At 48.5% G+C, this 24,640-nt stretch carries 25 protein-coding genes; 16 read left to right on the top strand and 9 right to left on the bottom strand.

The genetic code is table 11. The annotated features are described in order from the left end of the window. Positions 1-14: 14 nt before the first annotated feature. From dam to trpS, 4 genes are read left to right on the top strand one after another with little or no spacing between them, the layout of a single operon-like run. The gene (gene dam / locus MPHASIOC01_RS19255) at positions 15-830 is read left to right on the top strand and encodes an adenine-specific DNA-methyltransferase (RefSeq protein ID WP_064597967.1); all 816 of its coding nucleotides are present in this window, start codon (positions 15-17) and stop codon (positions 828-830) included. 45 nt (positions 831-875) lie between these two features. After that, positions 876-1,553: a ribulose-phosphate 3-epimerase gene (rpe, locus tag MPHASIOC01_RS19250; protein ID WP_353613083.1), complete on the top strand. Its 678-nt coding sequence runs from the start codon at positions 876-878 to the stop codon at positions 1,551-1,553. After that, a complete protein-coding gene (locus tag MPHASIOC01_RS19245) occupies positions 1,546-2,247 on the top strand; it encodes a phosphoglycolate phosphatase (protein ID WP_064597970.1) in 702 nt (233 codons plus the stop codon). Before rpe ends, MPHASIOC01_RS19245 begins: the two co-directional genes overlap by 8 nt. Positions 2,248-2,251: 4 nt before the next feature. Beyond that, the gene (trpS, locus tag MPHASIOC01_RS19240) at positions 2,252-3,256 is read left to right on the top strand and encodes a tryptophan--tRNA ligase (RefSeq protein WP_064597972.1); all 1,005 of its coding nucleotides are present in this window, start codon (positions 2,252-2,254) and stop codon (positions 3,254-3,256) included. Positions 3,257-3,443: 187 nt separating this feature from the next. Here trpS and cysG read toward each other — a convergent pair whose 3' ends face one another. After that, on the bottom strand, positions 3,444-4,820 hold the full coding sequence (gene cysG / locus MPHASIOC01_RS19235; RefSeq protein WP_353613082.1) for a siroheme synthase CysG: 1,377 nt from the start codon (positions 4,818-4,820) through the stop codon (positions 3,444-3,446). Between the two features lie 419 nt (positions 4,821-5,239). Between cysG and MPHASIOC01_RS19230 the strand changes: the two genes are divergently transcribed. From MPHASIOC01_RS19230 to MPHASIOC01_RS19215, 4 genes are all read left to right on the top strand, one after another. Then, the gene (locus tag MPHASIOC01_RS19230; RefSeq protein WP_064597976.1) at positions 5,240-6,556 is read left to right on the top strand and encodes a cytosine deaminase; all 1,317 of its coding nucleotides are present in this window, start codon (positions 5,240-5,242) and stop codon (positions 6,554-6,556) included. Between the two features lie 277 nt (positions 6,557-6,833). Next, positions 6,834-7,406: a peptidylprolyl isomerase A gene (gene ppiA / locus MPHASIOC01_RS19225; protein ID WP_064597978.1), complete on the top strand. Its 573-nt coding sequence runs from the start codon at positions 6,834-6,836 to the stop codon at positions 7,404-7,406. A 129-nt stretch (positions 7,407-7,535) separates the two neighbouring features. Then, a complete protein-coding gene (pabA, locus tag MPHASIOC01_RS19220; protein WP_353613081.1) occupies positions 7,536-8,099 on the top strand; it encodes an aminodeoxychorismate synthase component 2 in 564 nt (187 codons plus the stop codon). 87 nt (positions 8,100-8,186) lie between these two features. Next, positions 8,187-9,410, top strand: a complete 1,224-nt coding sequence (locus tag MPHASIOC01_RS19215; RefSeq protein WP_353613080.1) for an aspartate aminotransferase family protein — start codon at positions 8,187-8,189, stop codon at positions 9,408-9,410. Positions 9,411-9,538: 128 nt separating this feature from the next. Here MPHASIOC01_RS19215 and pstS read toward each other — a convergent pair whose 3' ends face one another. After that, positions 9,539-10,576 carry a phosphate ABC transporter substrate-binding protein PstS gene (gene pstS, locus MPHASIOC01_RS19210; RefSeq protein WP_074388802.1) on the bottom strand — a complete coding sequence of 346 codons (1,038 nt, stop codon included), beginning with the start codon at positions 10,574-10,576 and terminating at the stop codon, positions 9,539-9,541. A 209-nt stretch (positions 10,577-10,785) separates the two neighbouring features. After that, on the bottom strand, positions 10,786-11,418 hold the full coding sequence (gene crp, locus MPHASIOC01_RS19205; RefSeq protein WP_000242758.1) for a cAMP-activated global transcriptional regulator CRP: 633 nt from the start codon (positions 11,416-11,418) through the stop codon (positions 10,786-10,788). Positions 11,419-11,715: 297 nt separating this feature from the next. Between crp and MPHASIOC01_RS19200 the strand changes: the two genes are divergently transcribed. Further along, on the top strand, positions 11,716-12,120 hold the full coding sequence (locus MPHASIOC01_RS19200) for an OsmC family protein (protein WP_064597985.1): 405 nt from the start codon (positions 11,716-11,718) through the stop codon (positions 12,118-12,120). A 53-nt stretch (positions 12,121-12,173) separates the two neighbouring features. Here MPHASIOC01_RS19200 and MPHASIOC01_RS19195 read toward each other — a convergent pair whose 3' ends face one another. From MPHASIOC01_RS19195 to MPHASIOC01_RS19180, 4 genes are all read right to left on the bottom strand, one after another. Next, a complete protein-coding gene (locus MPHASIOC01_RS19195; protein ID WP_064597986.1) occupies positions 12,174-13,049 on the bottom strand; it encodes a phosphoribulokinase in 876 nt (291 codons plus the stop codon). Positions 13,050-13,149: 100 nt separating this feature from the next. Further along, a complete protein-coding gene (locus MPHASIOC01_RS19190; RefSeq protein WP_064597988.1) occupies positions 13,150-13,368 on the bottom strand; it encodes a YheU family protein in 219 nt (72 codons plus the stop codon). Position 13,369: 1 nt separating this feature from the next. Then, complete coding sequence (locus MPHASIOC01_RS19185; protein ID WP_064597989.1) at positions 13,370-14,386, bottom strand: hydrolase; 1,017 nt, start codon at positions 14,384-14,386, stop codon at positions 13,370-13,372. Positions 14,387-14,500: 114 nt separating this feature from the next. Further along, positions 14,501-15,220, bottom strand: coding sequence for an NUDIX domain-containing protein (locus tag MPHASIOC01_RS19180; RefSeq protein WP_064597990.1), 720 nt, complete (start codon positions 15,218-15,220; stop codon positions 14,501-14,503). Positions 15,221-15,409: 189 nt separating this feature from the next. Here MPHASIOC01_RS19180 and prs point away from each other — a divergent pair, with 189 nt between their 5' ends. Then, positions 15,410-16,270 carry a ribose-phosphate diphosphokinase gene (prs, locus tag MPHASIOC01_RS19175; protein ID WP_353613079.1) on the top strand — a complete coding sequence of 287 codons (861 nt, stop codon included), beginning with the start codon at positions 15,410-15,412 and terminating at the stop codon, positions 16,268-16,270. Between the two features lie 12 nt (positions 16,271-16,282). After that, the gene (locus MPHASIOC01_RS19170; protein WP_353613078.1) at positions 16,283-17,776 is read left to right on the top strand and encodes a nicotinate phosphoribosyltransferase; all 1,494 of its coding nucleotides are present in this window, start codon (positions 16,283-16,285) and stop codon (positions 17,774-17,776) included. Between the two features lie 85 nt (positions 17,777-17,861). Here MPHASIOC01_RS19170 and MPHASIOC01_RS19165 read toward each other — a convergent pair whose 3' ends face one another. Then, positions 17,862-19,781 carry an ABC transporter ATP-binding protein gene (locus tag MPHASIOC01_RS19165; RefSeq protein WP_064597995.1) on the bottom strand — a complete coding sequence of 640 codons (1,920 nt, stop codon included), beginning with the start codon at positions 19,779-19,781 and terminating at the stop codon, positions 17,862-17,864. 121 nt (positions 19,782-19,902) lie between these two features. Between MPHASIOC01_RS19165 and kefG the strand changes: the two genes are divergently transcribed. The 4 genes from kefG to slyD all read left to right on the top strand — a co-directional run bounded on the left by kefG (position 19,903) and on the right by slyD (position 23,144). Continuing rightward, positions 19,903-20,457 (top strand): glutathione-regulated potassium-efflux system ancillary protein KefG, encoded by a 555-nt coding sequence (gene kefG / locus MPHASIOC01_RS19160; protein ID WP_353613077.1) that lies wholly within the window; start codon positions 19,903-19,905, stop codon positions 20,455-20,457. After that, positions 20,457-22,265, top strand: a complete 1,809-nt coding sequence (kefB, locus tag MPHASIOC01_RS19155; protein WP_064597999.1) for a glutathione-regulated potassium-efflux system protein KefB — start codon at positions 20,457-20,459, stop codon at positions 22,263-22,265. Before kefG ends, kefB begins: the two co-directional genes overlap by 1 nt. Before the next feature lie 11 nt (positions 22,266-22,276). Further along, positions 22,277-22,477 (top strand): YheV family putative zinc ribbon protein, encoded by a 201-nt coding sequence (locus MPHASIOC01_RS19150; protein WP_036111098.1) that lies wholly within the window; start codon positions 22,277-22,279, stop codon positions 22,475-22,477. A gap of 94 nt (positions 22,478-22,571) precedes the next feature. After that, the gene (slyD, locus tag MPHASIOC01_RS19145; protein WP_064598000.1) at positions 22,572-23,144 is read left to right on the top strand and encodes a peptidylprolyl isomerase; all 573 of its coding nucleotides are present in this window, start codon (positions 22,572-22,574) and stop codon (positions 23,142-23,144) included. 64 nt (positions 23,145-23,208) lie between these two features. On the opposite strand, the gene MPHASIOC01_RS19140 is transcribed toward slyD, so the two are convergent. Continuing rightward, the gene (locus MPHASIOC01_RS19140) at positions 23,209-23,427 is read right to left on the bottom strand and encodes a SlyX family protein (RefSeq protein WP_064598002.1); all 219 of its coding nucleotides are present in this window, start codon (positions 23,425-23,427) and stop codon (positions 23,209-23,211) included. 235 nt (positions 23,428-23,662) lie between these two features. Here MPHASIOC01_RS19140 and fkpA point away from each other — a divergent pair, with 235 nt between their 5' ends. Then, positions 23,663-24,493, top strand: coding sequence for an FKBP-type peptidyl-prolyl cis-trans isomerase (gene fkpA / locus MPHASIOC01_RS19135; protein WP_064598004.1), 831 nt, complete (start codon positions 23,663-23,665; stop codon positions 24,491-24,493). Positions 24,494-24,640 lie beyond the last annotated feature (147 nt).

Below are 24,640 nucleotides of genomic sequence, written 5' to 3'. Positions count from 1 at the left end.
TTTAGTCATACAGCATGAAAAAACATCGCGCTTTTTTGAAGTGGGCAGGGGGGAAATACCCCCTGCTCGATGACATTAAACGTCATCTCCCCGAAGGCGAGTACCTGATTGAGCCTTTTGTCGGGGCGGGTTCTGTCTTCCTGAATACAGAATACTCTCGTTATCTCCTCGCCGATATCAACAGCGATTTGATTAGTCTGTACAACATCGTCAAGACACGTACAGAGGAGTATGTTACTGAATCTAAAAATTTTTTTGTTCAAGAGAACAACTGCGCTGAACGCTATTACGTACTACGTGACACGTTTAACAAAAGTACGGACCCATTTCAGCGGGCACTACTTTTTTTGTATCTGAACCGCCATGGGTACAATGGTTTGTGCCGGTATAATTTGCGTGGTGAATTTAATGTTCCCTTCGGGCGTTACAGGAAACCTTATTTCCCCGAAGATGAATTGTTTCTGTTTGCGGAAAAAGCTCAGCGGGCTGAGTTTGTCTGTGAGTCTTATGATTCCAGCATGGCTAAGGCAATGAAAGGTGCGGTTGTCTATTGCGATCCGCCTTATGCGCCTCTGTCAGAAACAGCAAACTTTACGGCGTATCACACCAACAGTTTTAATGTAGAACAACAACAGAATTTGGCTTTTCTGGCTGAGAAGTTGCGGCAAAAACGCATTCCTGTGTTGATCTCTAATCATGACACAATATTGACCCGGGAATGGTACAGGCTGGCAAGTACGTTGTTGCCTGTAAAAGTCCGGCGCAGCATCAGCAGTAACGGCGGCACGCGCAAGAAAGTAGACGAACTTCTGGCACTCTATAACGTCTGAGTAATTTCGCTGCCGCATAATGCATTTCTAAAAATGGAGACGCGGATGACACAGTATCTCATTGCCCCTTCAATTTTGTCGGCGGATTTTGCCCGTCTTGGCGAAGATACCACAAGAGCCTTATCTGCTGGTGCAGACGTGGTTCATTTTGATGTGATGGATAATCACTATGTGCCGAATCTGACTATTGGGCCAATGGTGTTGAAGTCACTGCGTCAGTACGGAATAACAGCACCCATAGATGTCCATCTGATGGTGAAGCCTGTTGACCGGTTAATCCCGGATTTCGCGGCGGCAGGCGCCAGTATTATTACATTTCACCCGGAAGCGTCCGAGCATATTGATCGTACCTTACAACTGATTAAAGAGCATGGCTGTAAAGCCGGTCTGGTATTTAATCCAGCCACGCCGCTCAGTTACCTTGATTATGTAATGGACAGGCTGGATGTCATCTTGTTGATGTCCGTGAATCCAGGGTTCGGCGGCCAGTCTTTTATCCCGCATACACTGGATAAGTTGCGTGAAGTACGCCAGCGTATTGATGCTTCCGGGTATGATATTCGCCTGGAAGTTGATGGTGGCGTGAAAGTAGAGAATATTGGCGAAATTGCGGCAGCTGGTGCAGATATGTTTGTAGCTGGTTCGGCAATTTTCGGGCAACCAGACTACAGGCAAGTGATTGACCAAATGCGTGAAGAGCTGGGAAAAGTTAGCCATGGGTAAGCTTGAAGGTATTAAAGGCATCGCATTCGACCTTGATGGTACATTAATTGATAGTGCACCAGGCCTGACAGATGCCATTGACAGCGCATTGTATGCCCTTGAGTTGCCGGCTGCAGGTGAAGACCGTGTGACGACCTGGATTGGTAATGGCGCGGATATTCTGGTTGAGCGAGCGCTCACCTGGGCCTTGAAAGATAAATCACCTCAGGATGGCCTGCCAGAAATGATGCGGCGCCTGTTTGATACGTATTATGCCCAGTATGCAGAGGAAGGCAGTTATTTATTCCCGACAGTTGCGGATACCTTGAAAACTCTGCGTGAGCACGGTGTTAAAATGGCGATAGTGACCAACAAACCTACGCCATTTGTCCGGCCGATTCTGGAAACACTGGGTATTGCTGACTATTTTGACCTGGTTATCGGTGGTGATGATGTCGCTGCCAAAAAACCGCACCCGGCTCCCCTTTACCTGGTACTGGGTAAACTGGGTCTGTATCCTCATGAATTACTTTTTGTGGGGGATTCACGCAATGATATCCAGGCCGCAAAAGCCGCTACTGTCAGCGTTGCTGGCATGACATATGGTTACAACTATGGTGAATCGATCACGTTAAGTCAGCCTGACTTTGTTTGTGATCGTTTCAGTGATCTCCTGCCCATTATTGGGCTCCCGCACAATGACAATCAGGAATGAAAAAATGAGTAAGCCCATCGTTTTTAGTGGTGCACAACCATCAGGTGAATTAACTATTGGTAACTATATGGGTGCACTGCGTCAGTGGGTGAACATGCAGGATGATTACCACTGTATCTATTGCATTGTGGATCTGCACGCCATTACGGCCCGCCAGGATCCTGAGAAACTGCGTAAAGCGACACTTGATACTCTGGCTCTGTATCTTGCCTGTGGTATTGATCCGGAAAAAAGCACCATTTTTGTTCAGTCTCACGTACCGGAACATGCACAGTTAGGTTGGGCGCTGAACTGCTACACCTATTTTGGTGAACTGAGCCGCATGACGCAGTTTAAAGATAAATCTGCGCGTTATGCCGAAAATATTAATGCTGGCCTGTTTGATTATCCGGTTCTGATGGCGGCTGATATTTTGCTTTACCAAACTAACCAGGTACCGGTTGGTGAGGATCAAAAACAGCATCTCGAATTGAGCCGCGATATCGCGCAGCGCTTTAACGCGATTTATGGCGATGTATTTAAAGTGCCGGAACCTTTTATTCCTAAATCTGGCGCTCGTGTTATGTCACTGCTTGAGCCGGGCAAAAAAATGTCCAAGTCCGATGATAACCGCAACAATGTGATCGGATTGCTGGAAGATCCTAAATCAGTGGTTAAGAAGATCAAACGTGCGGTAACTGACTCTGATGAGCCGCCTGTTGTTCGTTATGACGTTGCCAATAAAGCTGGTGTATCTAACTTGCTGGATATTTTGTCTGCTGTTACCGGGCAGAGTATTCCTGAGCTGGAACAACATTTTGAAGGCAAAATGTATGGTCACCTCAAAGGTGAGGTTGCCGATGCCGTTTCAGGTATGCTGAGCGAGCTTCAGGAGCGTTTCCATCGCTATCGGAATGATGAGGCTTTCTTGCAGCAAGTTATGCGGGATGGAGCGAAGAAAGCACAGGCCCAGGCAGCAGAAACTTTGAAGAAAGTGTACGAAGCAATTGGTTTCGTTGCTAAACCTTAAAATGAAGCTCCATCCGGAGATTTCAGATTGATGAAAAAGAAGGAAAAGCTTGGCTTTTCCTTCTTTTTAGTTAGCAGCCGAAAATCAATGAATTGATTTTTTTTGTTTTTTATTGGATGACTTCCTCTTGTTCTGTGCGAACATGAGGTTTGTCATCAGACTCAGTCCCCCATCCGGGGGCTTTTGCTTAATGGTTGCTGAACCAGTTTAATTTTTCCCGTAGACCAACAACACGCCCAACAATAATCAGGCTTGGGCTCTGCACTTGTTGAGCAAGAGCAGCCAGTTGTTCCAGTGTACCCTGCACCACTTTCTGTGTAGTCGCCGTCCCCTTTTCTACCAGAGCACAGGGGGTTTCAGACGGCATCCCGCAAGCAAGTAAGTTTTTTTCAATAGCCGGCGCCTGGTTTAGTCCCATATAAAATACCAGTGTCTGTTTTTCTGCAGCAAGGCTGGCCCAGTCCAGCTCTTCACCACTGGACTTAAGGTGTCCGGTAACCAGGCGGACACTTTGCGCATAATCACGGTGAGTCAGTGGAATACCTGAGTAGGCGGAACAACCAGAAGCTGCAGTAATACCCGGAACGACAGAGAATGGAATCCCTGCCTCACATAACGTTTCCAGCTCTTCGCCACCTCGCCCGAAAATAAACGGGTCGCCACCTTTTAGCCTGACAACACGTTTCCCACTTTGCGCTTCTCTGAGCAATATTTGGTTAATCTCTTCTTGTGGTACGCAGTGATAACCCGCCCGTTTGCCCACAAATACCCGGTCAGCATCGCGGCGGACCAGTTTCATCACATCATCAGAAACCAGCCTGTCATACACAACAATATCGGCTTGCTGGATTTGCTGTAATCCTTTAAGCGTGAGCAGCCCGGCATCGCCAGGACCCGCGCCAACCAGAACCACTTCGCCCTGGTTATCCAGTGGTGTAGAGAATAATGTTTCGGTTTGCGAATGGATTGCGGCCGGATCGTTATTTGCCAGAGATTGCGCAATTCGGTCATTGGCGAACAACTTTTCCCAAAAACGACGACGCTCAGCCATTGTTGTGAAAGTATCTTTGACTCTCTGACGCAACTGACCGGCAAATTGGGCCACCTTACCTAGGTGTTGAGGTAATACAGCTTCAAGCTTTTCGCGCAGCAACCGGGCAAGAACAGGTGCTGTACCACCGGAGGAAACCGCTACCATGATGGGGGAGCGGTCAATAATCGACGGCATGATAAATGACGCACGTTTAGGGGCATCGACAACATTACAAAAAAGCTTACGCCGTTCTGCTTCCTGACTAACGTGCTGATTGGTTTGGTCATCGTCTGTTGCCGCAATCACCAACCAACTGCTATCCATTAACGCAGGTGAGAAATCACCTTTAACCAGTGACAACTGCTTATGCTCAGCCCAAACAGTGAACTGTGGGGTAAATTCCCGGGCATTGACGATGACGTTGGCTCCTGCATCCATTAGTAGCCTGGCTTTACGCTCAGCGACATCTCCTCCGCCAACCAGCAGGCAATCGCGGTTTTTCAGCTCACAAAAAATAGGCAAATAATCCACAGCAGTTCCTCGTTCCTCCCGCTTGCGCGGGCCAGTGCGATAAGCATTTTTGACAGTAAGGCGAAGACTATCTCATAGCCGTACTAAAGCGTACAGATCCCTGCCCCCTAAATATGAGTTCAGTATTCAGATGGGAATACGTTAAACTATCAATAATATACAGATAAAAAATCATTGAATTTGTTGGTTTTTCTGTAATCCCTGATGCTTTTCCTTCCTGTTATTTTGCCTGCAAGTTGTCTTGCCGGGTGTTTGGTAACTTACTGTCGGCTCCCTTCAGTGATGCCCGGGTTTTTACATAAAGTGGTAAGGCGCTATTGTTGCACGTCATAGTGAATATGCGTTGTGCCTGTAACGAAAAGGCATGATAACTTCATATTTGCTGTCTGTTTTTCAATATGTATTCATCCGGAGGGTATATGGCACCAGCTACGTTTTGGTTCATTCAGGATGTGCGCCTGCCAGGGCGTGAAGGTTTGTGGCAAATTACTATTGAAAACGGGCGGTTTGGAGCAATAACGCCCATGACGGAAACTCGTGTGTATGGAAGCCACGATGTCCTTAATGCTCATGGCGGATTAGCACTTCCTCCTTTTGTTGAACCTCATATTCATCTCGACACCACACAAACTGCAGGTGAACCAGCCTGGAATATATCGGGAACCTTATTTGAAGGCATTGAGCGTTGGGCAGAGCGCAAGGCAACACTGACCCACGAAGATGTAAAAGCGCGGGCGTGGAAAACGCTGAAATGGCAGATGGCAAACGGGATCCAGTATGTACGTAGTCATGTGGATGTTTCTGACCCTGGTCTGGTTGCGCTGAAAGCCATGCTGGAAGTAAAACAGGAGGTCGCGCCCTGGATTGATTTGCAACTGGTCGCATTTCCGCAGGAAGGTATTCTGTCTTATCCCAATGGTGCCGCTTTGCTTGAGGAAGCTTTGGTGATGGGCGCTGATGTTGTGGGAGCTATCCCGCATTTTGAATTCACCCGTGAATATGGTGTGGAGTCTTTGCATACTGCCTTTGCGCTGGCGGAGAAATACGACCGGCCACTGGATATCCACTGTGATGAAATCGATGATGAGCAATCGCGCTTTGTGGAAACGGTGGCTGCGCTGGCACTGAAGTTGGGTATGAAGGAGCGCGTCACCGCAAGTCACACTACGGCCATGCACAGTTACAATGGTGCTTACACGTCTCGCTTATTCAGGCTCTTGAAATTATCCGGGATTAATTTCGTGGCAAATCCTTTGGTGAATATTCATTTGCAGGGGCGCTTTGACAGCTACCCGCGTCGCCGTGGGATAACCCGGGTGAAAGAGATGCTGGAGGCGGACATTAATGTTTGCTTTGGTCATGATGACGTTTTCGACCCATGGTACCCACTGGGAACGGGTAATATGTTGCAGGTGTTGCACATGGGGCTACATATTTGCCAGTTAATGGGCTACCCGCAAATTGATGAGGGCATTCGGCTGATAACCGACAACAGTGCCCGCACACTGGGTATTGCGGATTACGGTATTGTGGAAGGGCACCCGGCGAACATGGTAATTCTGCCAGCCCTGAATGGCTTTGATGCGCTAAGACGGCAGGTGCCGGTGCGCTGGTCTGTCCGTAATGGGCGTATCATTACCACTACGCAACCTGCTCAGACATGGGTACAGGTGGATAAGGGAGGCGAACTGGTAGATTTTTCACAGCCAGGTAATCCGCAGCCTTCAGGCAATTAATCCTGACATACACCCAGTTGAAGAGTGAAACGCCGGATATGCGGTATTTGATTGCCCATACCACCGGGAAAATACGATGAGTATGTACATTTTTATTAAATAAAATCAGTGCATTGTTTTTATTGATGCAATTGAAACATACAGAGTGACCCTGGAGGGTGTTACTGCCGGGGTATGTATTCTGTTACGTAAAAAAGAGTAAATGGCTGGCTTGTCGGCAGGTGGCTCTTTAGAATCGTTTCATTGCATTTTTTATTGCTTGTAAAGGAAACCATTCATGCTGAAATCGACTCTGGCGGCCGTTACGGCTGTCTTTGCCCTGACTTCGATTTCCTCTTCTGCACTCGCGGCAAAAGGGGATCCTCATGTGCTGCTGACAACGTCGGCCGGGAATATCGAGCTAGTGCTGGATAGCGGAAAAGCGCCAGTGACGGTGAAAAACTTTGTGGATTATGTCAATAGTGGCTTTTACAACAACACGATTTTTCATCGTGTGATTCCAGGGTTTATGATTCAGGGTGGGGGCTTTAATGTGGATATGACGCAAAAAGCCACGAAACCGCCAATTAAGAATGAAGCCGACAATGGGTTACGTAATACGCGTGGTTCAATAGCGATGGCGAGGACGGCAGATAAAGACAGTGCAACCAGCCAGTTCTTTATCAATGTGGCGGACAATGCATTTTTAAACCATGGCCAGCGTGATTACGGATACGCTGTTTTTGGCAAGGTGGTGAAAGGCATGGATGTAGCGGATAAAATCGCTCAGGTACCTACCCATAATGTTGGCCCTTACCAAAATGTTCCCTCTAAGCCTGTTGTGATCCTCTCAGCTAAAGTGCTGCCATAATCTGCTTGTGCGAAGCGGGAAAGTAACACCTGCTTCGCCCCTCCAGCTTTTTCTGCATCATGGCGTTATTTTCCCCGTTCACAAGGGTAAAACCGGTAGAATATGCCCGTTTTTAGAACGGGAGTTGCTATGTTATTGCTGATTGATAACTATGATTCGTTCACCTGGAATTTGTACCAGTATTTTTGTGAGCTGGGCGCGCAGGTGCTGGTAAAACGTAACGATGAAATAACCCTTGATGATATAGACCAGCTCGCGCCACAGAAGCTGGTTATTTCTCCAGGACCATGTACGCCAGATGACGCTGGTATTTCTCTGTCAGCGATACGCCATTATGCAGGCAGGTGCCCGATTTTAGGCGTCTGTCTGGGTCACCAGGCGATTGGCCAGGCATTTGGCGGCAATGTGGTTCGCGCCGCGAAGGTAATGCATGGGAAAACATCTGCGATCCGCCATAATGATCAAGGGGTTTTTCATGGTCTGAATAATCCACTGACTGTTACCCGCTACCACTCCTTATTGCTTGAACGTGAGAGTCTGCCTGAGGTATTTGAAGTGACAGCCTGGACGGAACAACAAGAAATTATGGGGATCCGTCACCGGTTGCTGGATATTGAAGGAGTACAGTTCCATCCGGAAAGTATTCTTAGCGAACAGGGCCATGCGCTTTTGAATAATTTCCTGAATCGTTGATTTTTTATTGCCATTAAGTGATTTTTTATGCATATTTTGTGATTATAATTTCATTACGCATTTCTGCTAAACATAGGTGGATATGAAATGGCAACTGAACAACCCGCAGTAACCCGCTCTACATTTGATGACGTTATCGTTCCAATTTTTGCGCCCGCAAACTTTATCCCGGTAAAAGGTAAAGGGAGCCGAGTGTGGGATCAGCAAGGTAATGAGTACGTTGATTTGGCAGGCGGTATTGCGGTTACAGCGCTGGGGCACTGCCATCCGGCGCTGGTTGAAGCACTGAAAGCGCAGGGTGAAACGTTGTGGCATACCAGCAATGTGTTTACTAATGAGCCAGCATTGAAGCTTGGGCAAAAACTGATAGCCTCAACTTTTGCAGAGCGTGTTTTGTTTATGAATTCGGGCACTGAAGCCAATGAAACCGCCTTTAAGCTGGCTCGTTTCTATGCGTCCACGCGCCACAGCCCTTATAAAACGAAAATAATCGCTTTTCATAATGCTTTTCATGGTCGTTCTTTATTTACTGTCTCTGTAGGGGGGCAGCCTAAATATTCAGATGGCTTTGGGCCGAAACCAGCAGATATTGTTCATGTGCCTTTTAATGATTTACATGCGGTGAAAGCCGTTATGGATGACCACACCTGTGCTGTCGTGGTGGAACCTGTTCAGGGAGAAGGTGGTGTGATGGCGGCCACACCTGAGTTTCTGAAAGGCCTGCGTGAGCTGTGTGACGAATTCCAGGCTTTGCTGGTGTTTGATGAAGTTCAATGTGGTATGGGGCGTACTGGCAAGCTGTTTGCTTACATGCACTATGATGTGACTCCCGATATTTTGACCAGTGCTAAAGCAATTGGCGGTGGGTTCCCAATCAGTGCGATGCTGACAACAAAAGAGATTGCATCGGCTTTCCATGTTGGCTCGCATGGCTCAACCTATGGCGGTAATCCGCTGGCGTGTGCGGTAGCAGGGGCAGCTTTCGATATTATCAACACGCCGGAAGTACTGGATGGCGTTATGGCGAAACGCGAGTTGTTCGTAAAACACCTGCAGCAGATTAATGAACAATATGCTGTTTTCAGTGATATCCGTGGGATGGGGTTACTGATTGGCGCCGAATTAAGTGCAGCATATAAGGGCCGGGCGCGTGATGTACTGAATGCAGCCGCCGCGAATGATTTGATGATCCTTAACGCTGGCCCGGATGTGATTCGTCTGGCCCCGTCTTTGGTTATTGATTATAAAGATATAGAAGATGGTATGGTCCGTTTTGCCGGTGCAATAAAGGCAGTGGTGAAAGGGCTGTAACTGTATTAATACAACTCCTGTCTGTGTTTTTGTAGCGTGTGCAGGGGAAATTAATAATAAATAAAGCCGGATAATCCGGCTTTTTATCGTTGAAACAGCCTGCAAACAAGCTGTTTCACAAGTGAAAATTAATACAGCGCTTTACCTGAGCTGTCTTTCACGTTTGCTTTCCAGGCTGCGCGAATCTGATCGGTAACATTTGCTGGCAGAGGCGCGTAATCAAGGCTGCTGGCAATAGCGTTACCATTTTTGTAGGCCCAGTCAAAGAATTTCAGCACTTCAGCACCTTTCTGTGCGTTTTCTTGTTTTTTGTAGACCAGGATAAACGTGGTAGAAGAGATAGGCCATGCATCTGCACCTTTCTGATAAGTCAGATCCTGGGCAAAGGTTTTGCTCCAGTCTGCTTCTTTGGCACTATTGCTGAAACTTTGTTGGGTCGGCTCAATTGCTTTACCGTCAGCATCGAACAATTTAGTCCAGGTCAGGTTGTTCTGTTTTGCGTAGGCATATTCAACATAACCAATAGAACCCGGCAAACGTTGTACAAATGCAGCCACGCCATCGTTACCTTTGCCACCCAGCCCGGTTGGCCATTTAACAGTGGTGCCTTTGCCTACCTTGCTTGCCCAGTCCGGGCTCACTTTAGACAGGTAGCTGGTGAAGACGAAAGATGTGCCTGAACCATCTGCGCGGCGCACAACATTTATGTTGGTATCCGGCAATTTGGCTTTTGGGTTCAGCTTCGTGATAGCCGGGTCATTCCATTTTTTGATTTTACCCAGGTAAATATCACCCAGTGTTTTACCATCCAGAGTTAATTCACCTGATTTAATACCCGGGATGTTAACGGCCAGAACTACGCCACCGATAACGGTCGGGAACTGGAACAGGCCATTTTTTGCCAGGTCAGCATCGCTCATTGGCGCATCAGATGCACCGAAATCAACGGTTTTTGCAATGATTTGTTTGATACCACCTGAAGAACCGATTCCCTGGTAGTTTACCTGAGAACCTGTTTTCTGCTGGTATTCTGCAGCCCATTTTGCATAAACCGGCGCTGGGAATGTACCACCGGCACCGGTCAGGTTAGTGGCTGCAAATGCAGTTGTGGTGGACAGAGTCAGAGCGGCGATTACAAGACGGGCTGAAGAGCTAAGCATTGCCATAATTTCTCCCGGAAAAGGTTAGATCAAAAATAATTTTTTAATCGCTGTGTTTTCAGTACCTGGGAAGAATAAGGCGAATTTGTGACAGTTTTGTGTCATTCATGAACAATTTTCAGAATTTGTTAGGTAAAGCTGAAGGGATGCCTGGTTGTGCAAACAAAAAGGCACGCTCTAAAGCGTGCCTGTATGCGTGATTAAATACAGTAAAATTAACGAGTACCGTATACCACAATTGTCTTACCATGAGCGGAAATCAGGTTTTGATCTTCCAGCATTTTTAAAATGCGGCCCACAGTTTCACGGGAACAGCCAACAATTTGACCAATCTCCTGGCGGGTGATCTTGATTTGCATGCCATCCGGGTGAGTCATCGCATCAGGTTGTTTTGCCAGGTTAAGCAAAGTCTGTGCAATTCGGCCGGTTACATCGAGGAATGCCAGGTTCCCCACTTTTTCAGAAGTGACCTGTAAACGACGTGCCATCTGGGATGAAAGGCGCATCAGAATGTCCGGGTTTACCTGGATCAACTGGCGAAATTTTTTGTATGAAATCTCGGCAACTTCACAGGCTGTTTTTGCACGAACCCAGGCGCTACGCTCCTGGCCTTCTTCAAACAGCCCCAGCTCGCCAATAAAATCGCCTTGATTAAGATAAGAAAGGATCATCTCCTTGCCTTCTTCATCTTTGATAAGCACGGCCACAGAGCCTTTTACGATGTAATACAGCGTTTCTGCTTTCTCGCCCTGATGGATCAGGGTGCTCTTGGATGGATACTTATGAATGTGGCAATGTGACAAGAACCATTCGAGAGTCGGGTCTGTTTGGGGTTTGCCAAGCACCATGCGCGGTTATCCTCTATTATAAACTTGCTCAAAGACAGGGTAGGGCCCTGTTGGCGTTACAACATTAAATCGCCCCATTCCTGAAGCGAGCCATAAGTCGTTTGGTCTGTAATCGCTTTTTCCTCTGTAACAGGTATGACGTCACTGTCAGCCTGTTACATCTTGTTTGTTTTAGCACAGGTTTCCTGTAGTGTCTTCTATTGTCTCGTTTCAGCATGACCTGTGTCGCCTTCCATTGCCTGTTTTGTTAATGCCGCGTAATCTGTTGCGATGACACTTTAGTTGGGAGTAATAAGAATGCAGGCGCGAGTTAAATGGGTTGAAGGTTTAACATTTTTGGGTGAATCCGCCTCAGGTCACCAGGTGCTGATGGATGGTAACTCCGGTGATAAAGCGCCAAGTCCAATGGAAATGGTGCTAATGGCAGCAGGTGGATGCAGTGCCATTGATGTGGTCTCTATTTTACAAAAAGGTCGTCACAATGTGACTGATTGTGAAGTCAAACTGACTTCTGAACGCCGGGAAGAAGCACCGCGTTTGTTTACCTCTATTAATCTGCACTTCATCGTTACAGGGAAAGATCTGAAAGATAATGCCGTGGCTCGTGCGGTAGATTTATCTGCAGAAAAATATTGTTCTGTTGCGTTAATGCTTGGCAAAGCTGCCACTATCACGCACTCATGGGAAGTCGTTGAAGGTTAAGTTTTCATGACGGGTGCTGCGCCATGCAGCACCCTGCCTGTTGGTACCCCATATCAGCCTCCCGCGACTTTTTTCCCTTCCGCCAGGCGTTTAACCAGTGGCGTCATGATTAACTCCATCGCCAGTCCCATCTTCCCACCAGGGACAACTAATGTATTGATATGTGAAATAAATGACCCTTGCAGCATTGCCAAAAGCCATGGGAAATCGATATCTTCCAGCCCACGAAAATGAATGACTACAAAACTTTCATCCAGTGAAGGAATGGCTTTTGCGGCAAAAGGGTTGGACGTATCCACTGTAGGGACGCGCTGGAAGTTAAGATGAGTACGTGAGAACTGAGGTGTAATGTAATTGATATAATCTTCCATTGAACGCACAACGGAATCCATCACAGCTTCCCGGGAATGGCCGCGCTCACTGGTATCTCTTACCAGTTTTTGTATCCACTCAAGGTTGACGATAGGCACCACGCCGACCAGAAGATCAACATGTTGAGCAACATCATGAGTCTGGGTAACGACACCGCCATGCAACCCTTCATAAAATAATACGTCCGTGGGTTCAGGCAGTGGTTGCCAGGGGGTAAAGGTACCGGGTACCTGGTTCCAGGGAACAGCTTCATCATAAGTGTGCAGATATTTGCGGGACTGACCGTTACCCTGTTCGCCGTATTGCCTGAATGTGCGCTCCAACAAGGCAAAGTCGTTGGCATCTGGCCCAAAATAGCTGATGTGACGCCCAAGATCGCGTGCTTTACGTATCGCCATATCCATTTCAGGGCGTGTATAGCGGTGAAAACTGTCGCCTTCAACTTCAGCAGCACGCAGATTAAGTTGAGTAAAAATTTTACGAAAGGCAATGCTGGTTGTTGTGGTACCGGCCCCGCTGGAACCGGTAACCGCAATAACAGGGTGCTTGGCTGACATAAACAACCACTCCATCAGTAAGAGGCAAGGTAAAACGCACAGTACTGCAGGTTAAAGCAGTATAGTGGTGGATGCCAATACTGTATGTGACGCCTGTGAATCAGCCCTTAAATTGTGTGCGAGGCATGATATTCACTGTTTCATGCAATTCAGACCAAACCAGCACAGCATCCCCCTGTTTTAGTTGTCGTTTTACATCGGCTACTTTTTGAGCAAGCGAGCGTTCCTGCTCGCCGTAATCAGTGCCTTCACGTAATACGAAGGATTCAATCAGATTATCCAGCGTTTCAGGTGCTATCTGTTGCCAGGGAATGATCATTTTAATTACTTAAATAACGGGTTAACCAGCTGGGAATGCGCTTTTCAAGCCACATTTCTGGGCGAGCGATGCTACCACCGATAAACCCGACATGGCCACCATGGTCGGTGAGCTGGTATTCAATGTTTGACGGAAGTAGTGTGCTGTCTGGTATGACATGGTGATCCATAAAGGGATCATCCTTTGCGTGAATAATCAGTGTATTTACCGCTATATTCGGCAGATGGGACATTGCACTGCATTGGCGATAGTAATCCAGCGCATCATCAAAACCGTGAATACGGGAAGTAATTAAATCATCAAATTCTCTGATTCGTTTTACTTTGCGTAGCCGGGTTAAATCGACAGGGAGTGAGCCCGGATACACAGCCAGTTTCCGGCTGGCATTCGCTTTCAGTAAGTTCAGCAAATAACGTTGATAAATACGAGAGAATCCCCGCTCCATATGGTAGCAGCACTGTTCCAGCATAAAGGGTGCAGAGACGATTACCGCTGCATCCAGCGTGCACTGTGTACCTTGTTCTGCTAACAGGCAGGCCAGCATGTTGCCACCCAACGAGTAACCAACAGCAGCAGTGGGTACCGAACCGTAACGCAGATTCAACCAGTTAAGGAAGTAACTGGCATCGCCGGTATCACCGGAATGATAAATCCGCTTTTGGCGGTTCGGTGTTCCGCTACAGCCGCGAAAATGCATTACGACACCCAACCAACCCTGCGCTTTCGCCGCTTCTATCATGCCGTGGGCGTAGGGGCTGTACAGGCTGCCCTCAAGGCCATGAAACACCACCAGCCGGGGTTTATGCAGAGCCAGTTGTGGGTCTTCGCTCCATGCAAGATCAACAAAATCGTCGTCCGGAAGCTCAAGCCGCTGCCAAAAAGGGGTGAAGTGCAGGCGCCGGCGAATGAGGCGGGGCAGCATAGTTTGTAAATGCGGGTTAGAAAGCCCAGGCATAGGGTGAAAATCCCTCTGACTGTTGTTTTCTTCACTGGCATCGACGGGGGTAATCTGGGTCATAGTTGTAAAACGGGTATCAATTCATTATCGCGCTAATTACTGGCTACTATACCGTGAGTCATACGTCTCGTTTATGTATTTCACGGCATTGATTCAAAATTAACCATTTTGTGTTCACTCTGGCAGCAGATTACGCGAAAACAAGTGAACCGGGATGTTGGGTTTACGCCGCCACAAACGTGCTTTTCTGGCTCCGGTGGCAACACTTTGCCCTGTATCTTCAAACATTCCTGACGCTTCAAAACGGCGAATCAGGCTTTTGCGCTGTACCGGTTGCCCAAGAATAGCTTCGGTTGCTTCCTGCAACTGAGTTTGGGTAAATGTATCTGGCAGGCAATAGACTGGTAACAGCGAGTACATCGTTTTTTGCCGCAGGCGCTGTAAGGCTGAGGCAATGATTGTGGCGTGGTCAAAAGCCAGTGCTTCGCTTTCCAGGTTTGCTACCGGACACCACTGAACATCACTTACTGTTGCAATATGTGGCTGGCAGGCTTCCCATGCGATGAGTGCAAACCAGGTTGCAGTGATGCTCCAGCCCCTGGGGTCACGGTTCGGCCCGGAGAAAGTTTCCAGTTGTTCAAGCCAGGAAGGGGTAATGCCTGTTTTTTCTGCCAGTTTGCGCGTTGCTGTTGCCTGGGTGGAATTATCCTGTTGTAAGTCAATGAAACCACCAGGCAGCCCCCATAGCCCCTGAAACGGGTGTTGGCTGCGCTTGACTAACAATACACACAGTTGTTTTTCATGCAAAGTGAACAGCACGCTGTCGACTGTGACGATAGGTGAGGGGAAACGACTGGCGTCATAATTTTTCAGGTACTGCTCTTCGCTTTCCATCTTCACTCTCCACAATAACTGTCTCAAGGTCACATTTTACATGGAGGTAGTTCAGAGAGGGTATGTTTTTTTTCTGAGATTAATCAATGCATTAATTATAAATTGTGTCTTTGTGACAATTTTTACTTGCAATAAAGTGTCTTTGAGACAATATTATAAGTGTCTTAAGGACATTAATTGGAGGCGGTAATGGGAATGACACTGAACATTTGGCTTGATAATCAAGCAATCATGGTTGAAACCGGATGTTTCCCAGACGGTGCGGTTTGGGCAAAAGCACGGACTGAGTTACCAGATTTTGCTAATAAAATGGTGGTTCGGGCAACCGGGCTTGCCACGATGGATGACTGGATGTTACTGGCTCAGTCTGTTGATGCTATTCGCCATCAGTGTGATATCCGTTTCAGCCACTTGCAACTTGCCTGGCTGGCATATGCCCGGCAGGACAGGTATATGCAACCCGGAGACAGCTTCGCGTTACGTATTTTTGCTGACGCACTAAACAGCCTTAACTTTGACAAAGTTTTTGTCCTTGACCCGCACAGTGAATCTGCGGCGGCTGCAGTGCGCAACATGGTCATTATTCCGCAGGAAGCCGCCGTGTTGGCCCATGAAGAATTACGCTCGCAATTACAGTCGGGCGCATTAATGCTGGTGGCACCTGATGCTGGTGCACTGAAAAAGATTCATGCCGTCGCTGCCGCTGCTGGGGCAAAAGATTTCGCCATCATGACTAAAAACAGGGATGTAGTAACCGGCGCATTAACCGGGTTTGCCCTGGCGAGTGGTGATGTGGCTGGAAAAGACCTGCTGATTACCGATGACTTGTGTGATGCCGGGGGAACCTTTATTGGGTCTGCTCAGGTGCTATTAGCGGCGGGAGCGCGTTCAGTCAGTTTGTATGTGACGCACGGTATTTTTTCTAAAGGTGTGGAAAACCTGCTTAGCCAGGGTATTCACCACATTTATACCACCACTTCATTTTCTACACAGTTTCCGACTGATCCACGCCTTTCTGTTGTGGATATTGACACGTTATTTGTGGCTTAAGGAGATACGGACATGATGATTAACCCTATTCTGGCAATTGATGGTTATAAAGTTTCACACCGTGAACAATACCCTGAAGGCACAACGCGTGTTTACTCGAATTTTACGCCACGCAGCGATCGTTTTTTCTGTTCGCCAGTTGCGGATAACAAGCTGGTATTTTTCGGCCTGCAAGGTTTCATAAAATGGTTCCTGATAGACATGTTTAACAGCCAGTTTTTCGCACAGCCGGAAGAACAGGTGGTTAGCGAATACAAAATGCTGATGGACAGTTACCTGGGAAAAAATGCTGTTGATGTTGAACATATTCGGGCATTGCACCGTTTAGGTTATTTGCCTTTACACATTAAAGGACTGGACGAAGGCGATAAAATTCCGATGAAAGTGCCGGTATTAACAATTACCAACACCCGGGATGAATTCTTCTGGCTGGTTAATTACCTGGAAACTGTGCTCTCAGCTGAGCTGTGGAAAGCATCAACAAACGCTACTATCGCACACCACTATCACAAAATATGTGTAACCTGGGCGGAACAAACGTGTGATGACTTTGCTCACCTGGATTTTCAGTGCCATGACTTCTCTTTCCGGGGAATGGCGGGTATGCAGGATGTCGCCCAGGCTGGTTGCGGGCACTTGCTGAGTTTTAAAGGGACTGACAGCATTCCGGCGGTTGTGTATGCCCGTCAGTATTATACCGGCAATGATGCTGATTACTTTATAGCAGGCAGTATTCCGGCAACAGAACACAGTGTGATGTGCATGGGTGAAAAAGAGCATGAAATAGCTACATTTCGCCGTCTGATTTGTGATTTGTACCCTCAGGGGTTTGTGTCTATCGTCTCAGATACCTGGGATTACTGGCAGGTGCTCACAAGCTATACCCGTGAACTGAAAGCCGCCATTATGGCGCGGGAAGGCAAAGTGGTTTTTCGCCCGGACAGTGGTGATCCGGTAGATATTTTATGTGGTACAGGTGCTGATGATGATCAACGCGCCACGCGTTCTCCTCAGGAAAAAGGTTCTGTTGAAGTTTTGTGGGAGATATTTGGCGGTACAGTGAACAGCAAAGGTTACAAGGTGCTCGATTCCCATGTAGGCCTGATTTATGGTGATTCAATTACTCTGGAGCGTACCCATGAAATTTTACGCCGCCTTGCGGCAAAAGGTTTTGCCAGCTCCTGTGTCGTGTTTGGTGTTGGTTCATACACCTATCAGTACAATACGCGTGATACGTTCGGCTTCGCAATGAAAGCTACCTGGGGGGCCGTCAACGGAACAGGGCGCATGATCTTTAAGGAACCGAAAACAGATAGCGGCCTGAAACGTTCCGCAAGAGGGTTGTTGAAAGTGATGCGAAATGCACAGGGTGAGTTATGCCTTTTGGATGAGCAGACTCCAGAGCAGGAACGTGAAGGTGAACTGAAAACCCGTTTTCTGGATGGCAAACAGTATAATGTTGAACACATTGAGGTGCTGCGCCAGCGCCTTGCTGCTCAGCAATAGGACAGTGGTGGACGCAAGGCCATCACCAGCTCTTCTCTGAATATGGTGCACATGAGGTTATACTCATGTGCACGTTTTTCCAGGGTTACTCTTGCCCGCCAGAAAGCATATGTTCGAGTTGTTCCTGCGCATCCAGCCATGCCATTTCACTCTCTTCCAGCGCAGCTTTCGCTTGTGCCTGTTGTTGCAGGCAGTCTGTGAGGTCAGCTTTACGGCTAATATCATAGATAGCTGTATCTGAAAGCCGGGTTTCCAGGTCACTCAGTGTGCTGTTGAGTTTTTCCATCTCTTTTTCCAGCCGCTCAAGTGTTTTACGTAAAGGCTGCGTCTGTGCGCGGAGTTCTGCTTCACGCCGCTTCTGATCTTTACGCGCCTGAGCACTGTTCTGGTTATCCTTAACCGTTTCCTTCAGGTTGCTTTCTTGCCGCTCCTGTTTGTGCTGGTCCAGAGACCATTGCTGGTAATCATCCAAATCCCCATCAAAGGGTTCAACACTGCCATCGTGTACCAGATACAGGTCGTCGGTGGTAGTACGCAGTAAGTGGCGATCATGGGAAACGACGACCAGTGCGCCTTCAAAGTCAATCAAGGCCTCTGTCAGCGCCTGGCGCATATCTAAATCCAGGTGGTTGGTTGGTTCATCGAGCAACAACAGGTTAGGGCGCTGCCAGACAATCAACGCGAGCACTAACCGCGCTTTTTCTCCACCAGAGAAACGCAGGGTTGGCTCATTAACCTTATCGCCCTGAAAACCAAAACCGCCCAGGTAATCGCGCAGCGGTTGTTCAGGCACACCAGGAGCCATTCGTGCCAGATGTTGTAACGGGGATTCATCTGCGCGCAAGTATTCCAGTTGGTGCTGTGCGAAGTAACCGAGTTTGATACCTTTCGCCAGGCCGATTTCACCTTGCTGTGGTTCCAGATCACCAGCAAGCAGTTTAATCAGTGTCGATTTCCCGGCGCCATTTCGGCCCAGCAAACCAATACGGGAACCTGGGACCAGGTTGAGTTTGATTGAACGCAGAATGGTCTTATCACCATAACCCGCACTGACATGTTCCATTTTCAGTAAGGGGGTTGGCAGGCTTTCGGGTTCACGAAACTCGAAATGAAACGGATTATCAACATGCGCCGGAGCAATTAACTCCATGCGTTCCAGCATCTTGATGCGGCTCTGAGCTTGTTTCGCCTTGGTGGCTTTAGCGCGAAAACGCTCAATGTAGCTTTGCAGATGCGCTACACGCAGTTGCTGGCTTTCATATTGCGCCTGCTGCTGGGCAAGACGAGTCGCGCGCTGTACTTCAAATGAGGAATAGTTACCGGTGTACTCAAACAACGCTTGTTGTTCAATGTGCAGGATTTTATCAACAACCGGGTCAAGAAAATCCCGGTCATGGGAAATAAGAATGAGTGTGCCGGTATAGCTTTTTAGCCAGCGCTCCAGCCAGACAACCGCTTCCAAATCCAGGTGGTTGGTGGGTTCATCAAGTAGTAGTAAATCTGAGCGGCATATCAACGCCTGAGCCAGGTTCAGACGCATGCGCCAGCCACCTGAAAAATCGCTCACTGGCAGTTCAAGCTGCTCATTGGTAAAACCCAGACCGTGCAATAAGCTTGCCGCGCGTGCGCGAATGGTCCAGGCATCAATGGCATCCAGTTTGCCGTGCACGGTGGCAATGGCATGGCCGTCATCCGCTTCATTTGCGTTTTTTAACGCCTCTTCAAGCTGGCGGTATTCACGGTCGCCATCAATCACATACTCAATGGCGGGTTCCGGGAGCGCGGGCGTTTCCTGGTTAACCCAGGCCATAGCCCAGTTGCCAGGCCAGGTCACGCTACCTGCATCGGCACTGATTTCACTTTTCAATAGCGATAACAGCGTGGATTTACCGCAACCATTTTTCCCAACCAGCCCGACTTTCTGCCCGGGGTTGATAGTAGCGGTAGCATTGTCGAGCAGCACGCGGGTGCCGCGGCGAATTTGTAGTGAAGAGAAAACGATCATAGCGCGCCGTATGTTTAGACTATGTTAATTTGTCATTATAATCAGGTAACCTGGGCCAGTATTGGGCCAACCGCGCTGCATGTTAGCCCAAAACAGCACTCAAAACGATCCCCGGAGGGTAATGATGTCGCAGCCACCCAAGGTTTTGCTGTTGTACGCCCATCCTGAATTTCACAGTTCAGTAGCTAATCGGGTCTTACTGGACGGTGTTTTTCAACTGCCTAACGTGACTGTCCACGACCTCTATGCCCACTATCCTGATTTTTTTATTGATATCCAGCATGAGCAGGCCCTTTTACGGGAGCATGACATCATTGTATTTCAGCATCCACTGTACACTTACAGTTGCCCGGCATTACTTAAAGAGTGGCTGGATCGCGTGTTAAGCCGTGGGTTTGCCAGTGGACAAGGGGGCAATGCCCTGGTGGGGAAATACTGGCGCAGTGTCATCACCACTGGCGAGCCTGAAGGTGCGTTTCAGTACGATGGGCTTAACCGCTTCCCGCTGAGTGAGATTTTACGCCCATTTGAATTAACCGCCGCCTTGTGCAGGATGCACTGGTTAAACCCCTTTGTGATCTATTGGGCCCGGCGGTTGCCCGCTGATGAGCTTGCCAGCCATGCACGGGCATATGTCGAGTGGTTGTCTTCACCGTTTAACCAGGGAGGAATTTGATGCATCAACCCGATCTCCTTGTTGCAGGTGTCGTATTTCTTCTGGCGGCGGTCGTGGCTGTGCCACTGGCTGCCCGTCTTGGTATTGGGGCGGTATTGGGGTATCTGTTGGCCGGGATAACTATTGGCCCCTGGGGGCTGAGGATGATAAGCGATGTCGATGAGATATTGCACTTCTCAGAACTTGGTGTGGTTTTCCTGATGTTTTTGGTTGGGCTCGAATTAAACCCTGCGCAACTCTGGCGGTTGCGGCGCTCCATTTTCGGTGTCGGAACCTTGCAGGTAGTGATTAGCGCAGTGATCCTTGGTGGTTTATTAATGCTGAGCCACTTTTCTTTGCCTGCTGCTGTTATTGGTGGCATTGGGCTTGCTATGTCATCAACGGCAATGGCGCTGCAGTTGATGCGAGAAAAGGGCATGAAACGCAGTGAAGGGGGGCAACTGGGTTTTTCGGTTTTGCTCTTCCAGGATATGGCGGTGATCCCGGCGTTGGCGTTGGTCCCTTTACTGGCTGGTGGCGAAGGGCAGACACCTGACTGGTTCAAATTCGGCATTAAGGTGGTGGCGTTTGCTGGCATGCTGGTGGGGGGGCGTTATTTACTTCGCCCTGTCTTTCGCATCATTGCGGCATCAGGTGTGCGCGAAGTCTTCACCGCGGCTGCATTGTTACTGGTTCTTGGTGCGGCACTGTTTATGGATTTGCTTGGCGCTTCCATGGCATTGGGGACCTTTATTGCCGGAATTCTGCTGGCGGAAAGTGAATATCGTCATGAACTTGAAAGTGCTATAGAACCCTTCAAAGGGCTGCTGTTAGGGTTGTTTTTCATTTCGGTTGGCATGGTACTCAACCTGGGTGTGCTTTATACCCACTGGCTATGGATATTGGTCAGTGTAGCGCTTCTGGTCAGCATCAAAATGGGTGTGCTTTATGTGCTGGCTCACTGGCGAGGATTGCGTTCTTCCGAGCGAGCTCAGCTTGCTGGGGTGTTAAGCCAGGGGGGAGAGTTTGCTTTTGTCTTGTTTTCCGCAGCGTCTGCACAGCATATTTTTGCTGGTAATCAACTGGCCTTGTTATTGGTGACGGTCACCCTTTCGATGATGACCACACCACTACTAATGCGGGTGATTGATAGTGTGCTGGTGCGCCGTTTTAACCAACCCGTAACTGACAGTGATGAACGCCCCTGGGTTGAAGATGACCATCCCCAGGTCATTATTGTTGGTTTTGGCCGGTTTGGTCAGGTGATTGGGCGCTTATTGATGGCGAATAAGATGCGAATCACTGTTCTGGAACGTGATATCAGTGCTGTTAATATCATGCGGAAATATGATTATAAGGTGTACTACGGTGATGCGACGGACGCAGAGTTGTTACGCGCAGCAGGCGCTGAAAACGCACAGTCTATCGTTATTACCTGCAATGAGCCGGAAGACACGCTGAAAATCGTGCACCTTTGCCAGAAACATTTCCCACATTTAGCTATCCTTGCGCGGGCGCGGGGGCGCGTTGAGGCTCATGAGCTATTACAGGCCGGGGTCACACAATTTTCCCGTGAAACATTTTCCAGTGCGCTGGAGTTGGGGAAAAAAACGCTAATCTCTCTTGGAATGCATCCTCATCAGGCTTTGCGAGCGCAATTACATTTTCGTCGCCTGGATATGCGTATGTTACGTGAGTTGATGCCTGTGCATACCGATACTGCGCAAATCTCGCGGGTAAAAGAAGCGCGCAGGGAACTGGAAGAGATCTTTCAGCGTGAATTACAACGAGAGCGTCATCAGTTGGATGGCTGGGACGAATTTGAATAACAAGGTGAGTAATGGCGGTACGTAAACGTTTTATCGCGGGTGCAGTGTGCCCGCAGTGCCAGGCACAGGATTCACTGGCTATGTGGCGTGAAAATAATGTCGATATTGTTGCCTGTGTGAAATGCGGCCACCAGATGCGTGAGGCCGATAAACAGGCGCGTGAGCAATTGCGCGAACACGAGCAAGTCATAGGGATTTTTCATCCGGACTAGCGATACGCGTCAGCTTTCTTTAAGCTATTGGGTACACCGGCGTGAATTTCAGCTACAATTCGCGCCAGTTTTTTCCCCACGTTCAGGAGATATCATGAAAGTAGCAAAAGACCTGGTGGTCAGCCTGGCTTATCAGGTACGTACAGAAGACGGTGTGTTAGTTGATGAGTCTCCGGTAAGCGCGCCGCTTGACTATCTGCACGGTCATGGGTCGCTGATCTCTGGCCTGGAAAATGCGCTGGATGGCCATGAAGTGGGTGATCGCTTTGATGTCAGCGTTGGCGCAAACGACGCTTACGGTCAGTATGATGAAAATCTGGTACAGCGTGTACCGAAAGATGTATTCATGGGTGTTGATGAGCTCGAAGTTGGGATGCGTTTCCTGGCTGAAACCGATCAGGGACCGGTACCGGTTGAAATCACGGGTGTGGAAGATGACCACGTTGTGGTTGACGGTAACCATATGCTGGCTGGCCAGAATTTGAAATTCAATGTGGAAGTTGTCGCTGTGCGTGAAGCCACTGAGGAAGAACTTGCTCATGGTCACGTTCATGGTGCTCATGATCACCATCATGATCACGACCACGAAGGTTGCTGTGGTGGTCATGGTCATGACCACGAACATGGCAACGGTGGTTGTGGTAATGGCGGGTGTGGTTGCCATTAATCCGCTGAGCGGCAAAAAAGGGCGCAGTAGCGCCCTTTTTTAATGCTGGTTTCTGTGGTTTTTGTTAATAGTGTGGCGGAGGTGTTTCTTCCGATTGTGATGCCAGCATTGACGGTTGACTTGCCTTCAGTTTTTCCACCAGTAAACGAATGTGTTCACGCAACCTGGCAAGTTCCAGTTCATGGCTGGAAACAGCCTGGTTAAGTGCCTCGATAGTGAATTCCTGAAATGCCAGCCGGCTTTCTAACTCCTCCAGGCGTTTTTCTGTCTCTGTGCTTTGCATATTGTTCTCCCGGAATTTGAGCCCGCTCAGGGCAATATGCGGGGGATTGTACTTGAATTATGGCGTAAATACCGCCAGTCCTGACCATGACATTAATTTACACAAAAATAAGTCAGAATTTGACGCAATAACCGCGTTAGAGATTGTGCTGCTTTCTTTCCCGACGTTATAGTACGTCGCTCTGTTAGTTTAATTTCTTAACCCTGGGGTGTGACGCCCTGCCCGGAGATAATGGATGAAATCACTGTTTAAAGCCACGCTGCTGGCAACCACTATGGCGATGGCACTGAATACACCTCTGGTATCTGCAGCTACGACCTCTGCGGAACAAGGGGCTGCGGCGAAAGCAGACAAGAGTGCTGCAAAATTCAAAGATGACGACCAGCAGGCAGCATATGCGCTGGGTGCATCTCTGGGCCGCTACATGGATAACTCCCTTAAAGAGCAGGAAAAACTGGGTATCAAACTGGATAAAGCGCAACTGATTGCCGGGGTACAGGATGCATTTGCTGATAAGAGCAAGCTGTCTGATCAGGAAATCGAAGAAACGCTGAAAGGGTTTGAAACCCGCGTGAAAACTGCTGCTCAGGCAAAAATGGAAAAAGACGCGAAAGAAAATGAAGACAAAGGTACTGCATACCGTACAGCATTCGCGAAAGAAAAAGGGGTTAAAACCACTAAGTCTGGCCTGATGTACCTGGTTGAGAAAGCAGGCTCAGGTGAAGCGCCGAAAGATACAGATACCGTGGTTGTTAACTACAAAGGTACATTGATTGACGGGACAGAGTTTGACAACTCTTATACCCGTGGTGAGCCGCTTTCTTTCCGTCTGGATGGTGTAATCCCGGGCTGGACAGAAGGGCTGAAGCACATCAAGAAAGGCGGAAAAATTAAACTGGTCATTCCGCCAGACCTGGCTTACGGCAAAACGGGTGTGCCGGGGATTCCTGCAAACTCTACGCTGGTCTTCGATGTCGAACTGCTGGATATCAAGCCTGCACCGAAGAATGATGACAAGGCTGCGGATGCGAAAGCGGACAATGCCAGCGCAGCAGCAAGCAAGTAATCTGTTAGTATTGAAACCGTCGCCATACAGGCGGCGGTTTTTCATTGGAACCAGGATATAATAAAAACTGGCACAGTCGTGCTGCGCTGTATTACTTTATGGGCTTGCGCAATGTATTAAGAAATGAGTCTGCCCTACGATAATAAT

The organism is Mangrovibacter phragmitis, from assembly GCF_040429585.1.
GTDB lineage: Bacteria > Pseudomonadota > Gammaproteobacteria > Enterobacterales > Enterobacteriaceae > Mangrovibacter > Mangrovibacter phragmitis.
The sequence above is the reverse complement of the archived record's forward strand: the minus strand, read 5'-3'. Positions and strand labels throughout refer to the sequence as shown.

Coding starts and splice junctions, on each gene's coding strand:
- dam (WP_064597967.1), top strand. CDS start 15: ATGAAAAAACATCGCGCTTTTTTGAAGTGGGCAGGGGGGAAATACCCC.
- rpe (WP_353613083.1), top strand. CDS start 876: ATGACACAGTATCTCATTGCCCCTTCAATTTTGTCGGCGGATTTTGCC.
- MPHASIOC01_RS19245 (WP_064597970.1), top strand. CDS start 1,546: ATGGGTAAGCTTGAAGGTATTAAAGGCATCGCATTCGACCTTGATGGT.
- trpS (WP_064597972.1), top strand. CDS start 2,252: ATGAGTAAGCCCATCGTTTTTAGTGGTGCACAACCATCAGGTGAATTA.
- MPHASIOC01_RS19230 (WP_064597976.1), top strand. CDS start 5,240: ATGGCACCAGCTACGTTTTGGTTCATTCAGGATGTGCGCCTGCCAGGG.
- ppiA (WP_064597978.1), top strand. CDS start 6,834: ATGCTGAAATCGACTCTGGCGGCCGTTACGGCTGTCTTTGCCCTGACT.
- pabA (WP_353613081.1), top strand. CDS start 7,536: ATGTTATTGCTGATTGATAACTATGATTCGTTCACCTGGAATTTGTAC.
- MPHASIOC01_RS19215 (WP_353613080.1), top strand. CDS start 8,187: ATGGCAACTGAACAACCCGCAGTAACCCGCTCTACATTTGATGACGTT.
- pstS (WP_074388802.1), bottom strand. CDS start 10,576: ATGGCAATGCTTAGCTCTTCAGCCCGTCTTGTAATCGCCGCTCTGACT.
- crp (WP_000242758.1), bottom strand. CDS start 11,418: ATGGTGCTTGGCAAACCCCAAACAGACCCGACTCTCGAATGGTTCTTG.
- MPHASIOC01_RS19200 (WP_064597985.1), top strand. CDS start 11,716: ATGCAGGCGCGAGTTAAATGGGTTGAAGGTTTAACATTTTTGGGTGAA.
- MPHASIOC01_RS19195 (WP_064597986.1), bottom strand. CDS start 13,049: ATGTCAGCCAAGCACCCTGTTATTGCGGTTACCGGTTCCAGCGGGGCC.
- MPHASIOC01_RS19190 (WP_064597988.1), bottom strand. CDS start 13,368: ATGATCATTCCCTGGCAACAGATAGCACCTGAAACGCTGGATAATCTG.
- MPHASIOC01_RS19185 (WP_064597989.1), bottom strand. CDS start 14,386: ATGACCCAGATTACCCCCGTCGATGCCAGTGAAGAAAACAACAGTCAG.
- MPHASIOC01_RS19180 (WP_064597990.1), bottom strand. CDS start 15,220: ATGGAAAGCGAAGAGCAGTACCTGAAAAATTATGACGCCAGTCGTTTC.
- prs (WP_353613079.1), top strand. CDS start 15,410: ATGGGAATGACACTGAACATTTGGCTTGATAATCAAGCAATCATGGTT.
- MPHASIOC01_RS19170 (WP_353613078.1), top strand. CDS start 16,283: ATGATGATTAACCCTATTCTGGCAATTGATGGTTATAAAGTTTCACAC.
- MPHASIOC01_RS19165 (WP_064597995.1), bottom strand. CDS start 19,781: ATGATCGTTTTCTCTTCACTACAAATTCGCCGCGGCACCCGCGTGCTG.
- kefG (WP_353613077.1), top strand. CDS start 19,903: ATGATGTCGCAGCCACCCAAGGTTTTGCTGTTGTACGCCCATCCTGAA.
- kefB (WP_064597999.1), top strand. CDS start 20,457: ATGCATCAACCCGATCTCCTTGTTGCAGGTGTCGTATTTCTTCTGGCG.
- MPHASIOC01_RS19150 (WP_036111098.1), top strand. CDS start 22,277: ATGGCGGTACGTAAACGTTTTATCGCGGGTGCAGTGTGCCCGCAGTGC.
- slyD (WP_064598000.1), top strand. CDS start 22,572: ATGAAAGTAGCAAAAGACCTGGTGGTCAGCCTGGCTTATCAGGTACGT.
- MPHASIOC01_RS19140 (WP_064598002.1), bottom strand. CDS start 23,427: ATGCAAAGCACAGAGACAGAAAAACGCCTGGAGGAGTTAGAAAGCCGG.
- fkpA (WP_064598004.1), top strand. CDS start 23,663: ATGAAATCACTGTTTAAAGCCACGCTGCTGGCAACCACTATGGCGATG.